Annotated in this window: 7 protein-coding genes; 6 read left to right on the top strand and 1 reads right to left on the bottom strand. The window is 62.0% G+C overall.

The window, feature by feature from the left end; genetic code table 11:
* Positions 1-195: 195 nt before the first annotated feature.
* Positions 196-1407 carry a MobQ family relaxase gene (gene mobQ, locus L8K25_RS22450; RefSeq protein ID WP_242141248.1) on the bottom strand — a complete coding sequence of 404 codons (1212 nt, stop codon included), beginning with the start codon at positions 1405-1407 and terminating at the stop codon, positions 196-198.
* Positions 1408-1573: 166 nt separating this feature from the next.
* On the opposite strand from mobQ, the gene L8K25_RS22445 reads away from it, so the two are divergent.
* From L8K25_RS22445 to L8K25_RS22420, 6 genes are all read left to right on the top strand, one after another.
* Complete coding sequence (locus tag L8K25_RS22445) at positions 1574-1849, top strand: mobilization protein (RefSeq protein ID WP_242141247.1); 276 nt, start codon at positions 1574-1576, stop codon at positions 1847-1849.
* Complete coding sequence (locus L8K25_RS22440; protein WP_242141246.1) at positions 1842-2291, top strand: hypothetical protein; 450 nt, start codon at positions 1842-1844, stop codon at positions 2289-2291. Before L8K25_RS22445 ends, L8K25_RS22440 begins: the two co-directional genes overlap by 8 nt.
* Positions 2292-2698: 407 nt before the next feature.
* Positions 2699-3316: a helix-turn-helix domain-containing protein gene (locus L8K25_RS22435; protein WP_242141249.1), complete on the top strand. Its 618-nt coding sequence runs from the start codon at positions 2699-2701 to the stop codon at positions 3314-3316.
* 48 nt (positions 3317-3364) lie between these two features.
* Positions 3365-3853 (top strand): helix-turn-helix domain-containing protein, encoded by a 489-nt coding sequence (locus tag L8K25_RS22430; protein WP_347341177.1) that lies wholly within the window; start codon positions 3365-3367, stop codon positions 3851-3853.
* A gap of 7 nt (positions 3854-3860) precedes the next feature.
* Positions 3861-4466 carry a hypothetical protein gene (locus L8K25_RS22425; protein WP_242141244.1) on the top strand — a complete coding sequence of 202 codons (606 nt, stop codon included), beginning with the start codon at positions 3861-3863 and terminating at the stop codon, positions 4464-4466.
* The coding region (locus L8K25_RS22420; protein WP_242141243.1) for a hypothetical protein at positions 4463-5036 on the top strand (574 nt) is incomplete at its 3' end. The genes L8K25_RS22425 and L8K25_RS22420, both read left to right, overlap by 4 nt.

Here is a 5036-nt window from a genome sequence, read left to right as displayed (position 1 = left end):
CGGATGACCCTGCAATGCGTCACAACGTTGACGCAGCATGTCGGACGACAAACGCTGAAAAGCGAGCACTAGAACTGCGAGGTACGCTTATAAATGCGAGTTCTAACCCAGAATAGGTCTGATATCTTCTGCTATTGAGCGGTGGCGTACCTGTTGCGTCTCTATCTTCGCGATTTTTGATTAGGGAGGTCGATATCATCGACTCAACCCCTGATCACGTTGCAGGGTACGTTCGCGCTGGTTGACGAGCTGGGCCATGGCTTGCGCCATTTGGGGCTCGCGCTGGATCCGCTCGATATACAGATCCTTGGTGTGCTGGTTCGCCCTGTTATAGGCGTCCACCGCACGGCGCAGCGCCTCCGGAGTCGCCCGCCAGTCGCTGCTCTGGTCAGTATAGCCATGGGCGCCCGCCTCGCGCCGCGCCGCGATCGTCCTGAACCGCTCGGCCACCTGCTCCCGCTGGTGAGCCTGTTGACGCTCCTGCGCCACCAGACGGGCGCGCTCGGCGGCTAGCTGCTCGCGCTGCTGCGCCTCGGTCGCCTCCCGCCGATCGCGATCGACCGCACCGCTCAACGTCGCCGCGAACGAACGCAGGTGTCCCGTCGCCCGCTGGGTCATCTCGCGCACGAACTCCGTACCCTGCTCGATATACTGGCGCAGACCGCGCTTCTCGAGGACGCCGGCGTTGTGCTGCCCGACTCTCGTCGCCGGCGTATGCTCGCGCCCCTCGCGCTGCGCTGTCCGCTCGGCCCGACGCTCCATCGCCGCCACCCCCGGCCCCATGTGCACCGTCGCCTCCTGCTCGATCCCGCGCCGCTGGTTGCTGCGGTGGTCGACCCGCTCGGGACTGTGCGCCCGTTCAAGCGCCGCGTTCTGCATCTCCGCGTAGCGCTCCCGCCAGCGTTCGACCTCCCCGCTGGTCTTCTGGTCCAGTTCGCGGGTCTTCTCCCCCAGCCCCTCCGCGCCGATCCGCCGCGTCGTCGTCAGCAGGTGCGCATGGTGGTTACGCTGGTCGCCCTGGCGACCAGGCGCGTGGATCGCTACGTCCACCGCCACCCCGTGCCGCTCGCTGATCTCGCGGGCGAGGCCCACCGCAAGGTCGCGCCGCTCGTCGGCCGACAACTCGGCCGGGAGCGCAATCTCGTATTCCCGCGCGACCGTCGAGTTCTTGCGCGTCTCCGCCTTCTCGGCGGCGTTCCACAGCGCCGACCGGTCCTGCACCCATGCGGGCGCATCGGTAGGCGCGACGATCTCGCGATGCTCGATACCCTGCTTGCGGGTGTAGTCGTGGACGATGCCGGAGCGCTCGTCTTCGATCTCCACGCCCGCACGGTAAGCCGCTGCCGCCGTCGCGCTGCGACCAGCGGACCGGCCTACCGTCTTCACCGCTAGATGGAAACTCGCCATCGCCGCGCACTCCTTGCCATGTGCCAACATGGCGCGGGCGACAGCCCGCTGGGGTTTGGGGCTACGCCCCGACGCACGCAAACGCAAGTTTGCATAAGTGCGCCATTCACTCCTTTCAGTCGCTCTGGTACGGTGCTATCTGTATGGTATAGCGAAAGGACCAGTCATGGCGGACTCGACACTCGAAGCTATCGAAAAAGCCCGCCTGAAAGTAGCACAGGCCAAGGTCCGGTTACAGGCTCTCGAAGCCCGCGCATCCACGCTCAACCGCAAAGCCGATGCCCGCCGCAAGATCATCCTCGGCGGTCTGCTCCTCGACGCCGCAATGAAAGACGCGGAGTGGGAAGCCCGACTGAACGAGTTGATAGAGCGCATCAGCCGGGATCAGGATCGTAAGGCGTTCGCGGGCTGGACCTTCAAGGGCGGCACCGGCGATGGCTGAACCGTTCGACCCTTCCGACTTCGCCGCGCCCCCGCCCTCCGGTGATCCCCACGCCGACTACCGAACCCTGCTCGATGCCATGCGCCATGCCGGGGCCGAAGGGGTTGCGGAGCAGTCCGCCACGCTCGCCCGCCAGATCGAGCAGGACGCCCGTCAGCGCGCCGAGTGGAGCCAGCAGGTAGGATCGACCGTGCAGGACCTCCACCGGGCCGCGGGGACACTCCAGCGGGCCAGCACGGGCATCTGGCTCGATCGGGTCAAGGAATGGATCACTGCCGCCCTGATCGCGCTGCCAGTGATCTTCTTCGCAGCCTTTGCCTACCACTGGGCCAAGGAACCCAAGATCGAGCAGCGGATGTATGGCTGCGCCGGTCGTTGGGACCACAAGACCGGTATCTGCAAGGCTGGATGGGTGCCGTTACAGCCTCAGCAAAGGCCGTAGGAAGCCCATCCGGCGCGATTCAGGGACTGACCCCTCCTGACCCTCCTTCCTCCCCGCCAAGCATCTCCACATTTGCCACAGGCGCTCCGACCGCGATGGCGCGGATTCACATTTCGGCGCACGCGGCGACTAGCCGCGTTCTTTGTTCTTCTTCTGTTCCACTCTAATCTAATGATCGTCCACCAGCCTCGTCGGTCGGGCGTGGCCGCTCATTAGATCATTAGAGAGAGCCTAAAAAACATCCTTTTATCTCAGGTACTTGCTAGGGGGGGGTGTGACTCCTGGGAGTCACAGGGGTGTGACTCCCAGGAGTCACAGGTCTGTCTTGTAACTTGACACAGTAGTCGCATTTCGCGACCAGTATTTGTCCTATTTTCCGACACTGGAGTCACACCCCTGTGACAGATATGCGCACTTTGCCTGCCGCTTCCTCGCCCGGAACATGGGTTCAAACAGATCGGGCCACTCACGAGGCATGGGCGCGTATGTCGGTCAGAAGCCCCCGCGCTTCCGCACTGCTGCACGTATTCGTTGCGCGGATCGGTCAGCACAACGCGGTAGTGGCATCCCAGTCCGTCTTGGCGAAGCTCATGGGCTGCAACCGGCGCACCATCGTGCGAGCGATACAGGACCTCGTAGAAGGCCGCTGGATCGAAGTCCGTCAGATCGGGGACCGTGGCACCGTGAACGCCTATGTCGTCAATGACCGGGTCGCGTGGCATGGACCGCGAGAGGGGCTGCGCTACTCGCTGTTCAGCGCGACCGTGATCCTCGCTGAAAGCGAGCAGCCGGACGGGGGCGAATTGGGCCAGCTAGAGCCATTGCGGAAGCTGCCTCGGCTGTTCCCGGGAGAACGCCAGTTGGCGGGCGGTGAGGGCGAGCCGCCTCCGAGCGAGCCGTCTCTTCCCGGCATGGAACCAGACCTTCCCGCAATGTTGGAACCTGCCGATCGAGGGCCGATGGACGAAGCGCAAAGCATCGGCTCGATCACAGGAACCTTGCTAGGCAAACTTGGCGATGCGTAAACCGGGTTTACCCCCCTACCCCTATACTGGTTTACACTGGTTGGCCCTATGAGTTTATCCCCTGCAGAGGCTGCAAAGCATGTCGGCTTGACCAAGCAGTCGGTCATAAAAGCTATTCGTTCTGGTCGGCTTTCCGCCATCAAGGACGCGAGCGGAGGATGGCTTATCGAACCCGTCGAACTTTTTCGGGTATGGCCTGCCGTAAACCAAGATAGAGGTAAGGTTACCCCTCAGGTTGACGCTGGTATACCCCCTGAAAACAGTGAGGTCGTCACCCTGCTGAAGGAGCAAATCGACCTTCTCCGCTCCCAACTGGATGACGTCCGCGCCGATCGCGAGGACATTCGGGCCGATCGCAACCACTGGCGACAGATAGCCGAACGCGGCTTGCTTACCGACCAACGCACTCCCCCGGCGCGGACACCGGACGCAGCTTCGGAAATGACGGAGAGCGTCGGGCCGACGCTACCCCCTTCCACGGGCGGGTTCTGGTCCCGCCTATTTGGTCGCCAGGGCGACAGCCCTAGCGAGCAGTGAGGATCATATGGACGACGTAGAAACCCCGATCGAGCGGCCCGACGTGATCGTGCCGGACACCGGCCCGCTGATTCATCTGGCGCAGACCGATGCCCTCCACCTGCTCCACCAGATCGGGGGCCGTGTCGTAGTGGCTGATATGGTCGCCTTCGAGGCCACGCAGGACATGAGCAAACCCGGAGCGCAAGAGATACAGGATTGGCTCGATGCGGGGCAGAAGCCCGGTAGCAACGCGCCGGTGTTGGTCGCGCCGACCGAGATCGGCAGACTGTTCGTGATGGCCCGGACCGTCGACCCTACCGCCCGCGCCAAGGATGCGGGCGAGCTGGCAATCATGCAGTGGCTCGGGAACTACGTGGACTACCATAGCGATGCCAGCATCCTCATCGTCTATGAGAACGGCAAGATTCCGCGCTTCGTCCGCGAAACAGGGCTGGACATGGCAACGGATGTACTGACCACGCGTGCCTTCCTCGAACTGGCCGAGCGGCGCGGGATAGTGAAGAGTGCGGCTGACTGGTGGCAGCGGATTGTCGACGTAGCGCCTACCGCCAATCCCCAAGTCGCCACAATGTCGATCCGGAAACCGAAGGAGGATCAAAGTCAGCGATGAAAAAAATCGGTTGGCCATTGCTGATCAAACGATCGGTACTTTTTGGTATCGTCGCTACCACTGCTGGCTGCACTACATATGACCCACGCAATGGTCCTCCGCCGTCTCCCGGAATGCCTCCAAATTGTAGTGATTCTCTTTTCAAAGATGATCCAGAGTGTGTCAGAGAGAGGCAGAATTTGACGCCTGCGCAATCGGCAGTCGAACCAACACGATCCGGGTATGACAAATTATCGTTAAGCGAAATTCCCGTTGATGAACTGTCCGCCTACCTCCGAAACAATGATACTTTGCGTCTACCCTTCGATAGTACTCTTACAATCATCCGGACCTGCCTGCGCGACCCGGAAAACGCCATCCAGTCATGCTTGGATGCAGGATCGGCTACCCAAGCGTGCAAGACCGACGCATCTCAATGCGGCAACGCGGCTGCGCAGGCTTGGCAGGTATACATCGCTCATTACGTCAAGTTGCTCCACACGGTGCTTCCAAACGAAAAACCAGAGATCAGTCAGAGATTGTGGGCGAGCTATGTTGACGCCGAATGCGAGTTCGAAACCGCACCATATC

The organism is Sphingomonas sp. TREG-RG-20F-R18-01 (assembly GCF_022662475.1).
GTDB lineage: Bacteria > Pseudomonadota > Alphaproteobacteria > Sphingomonadales > Sphingomonadaceae > Sphingomonas.
The sequence above is the reverse complement of the archived record's forward strand: the minus strand, read 5'-3'. Positions and strand labels throughout refer to the sequence as shown.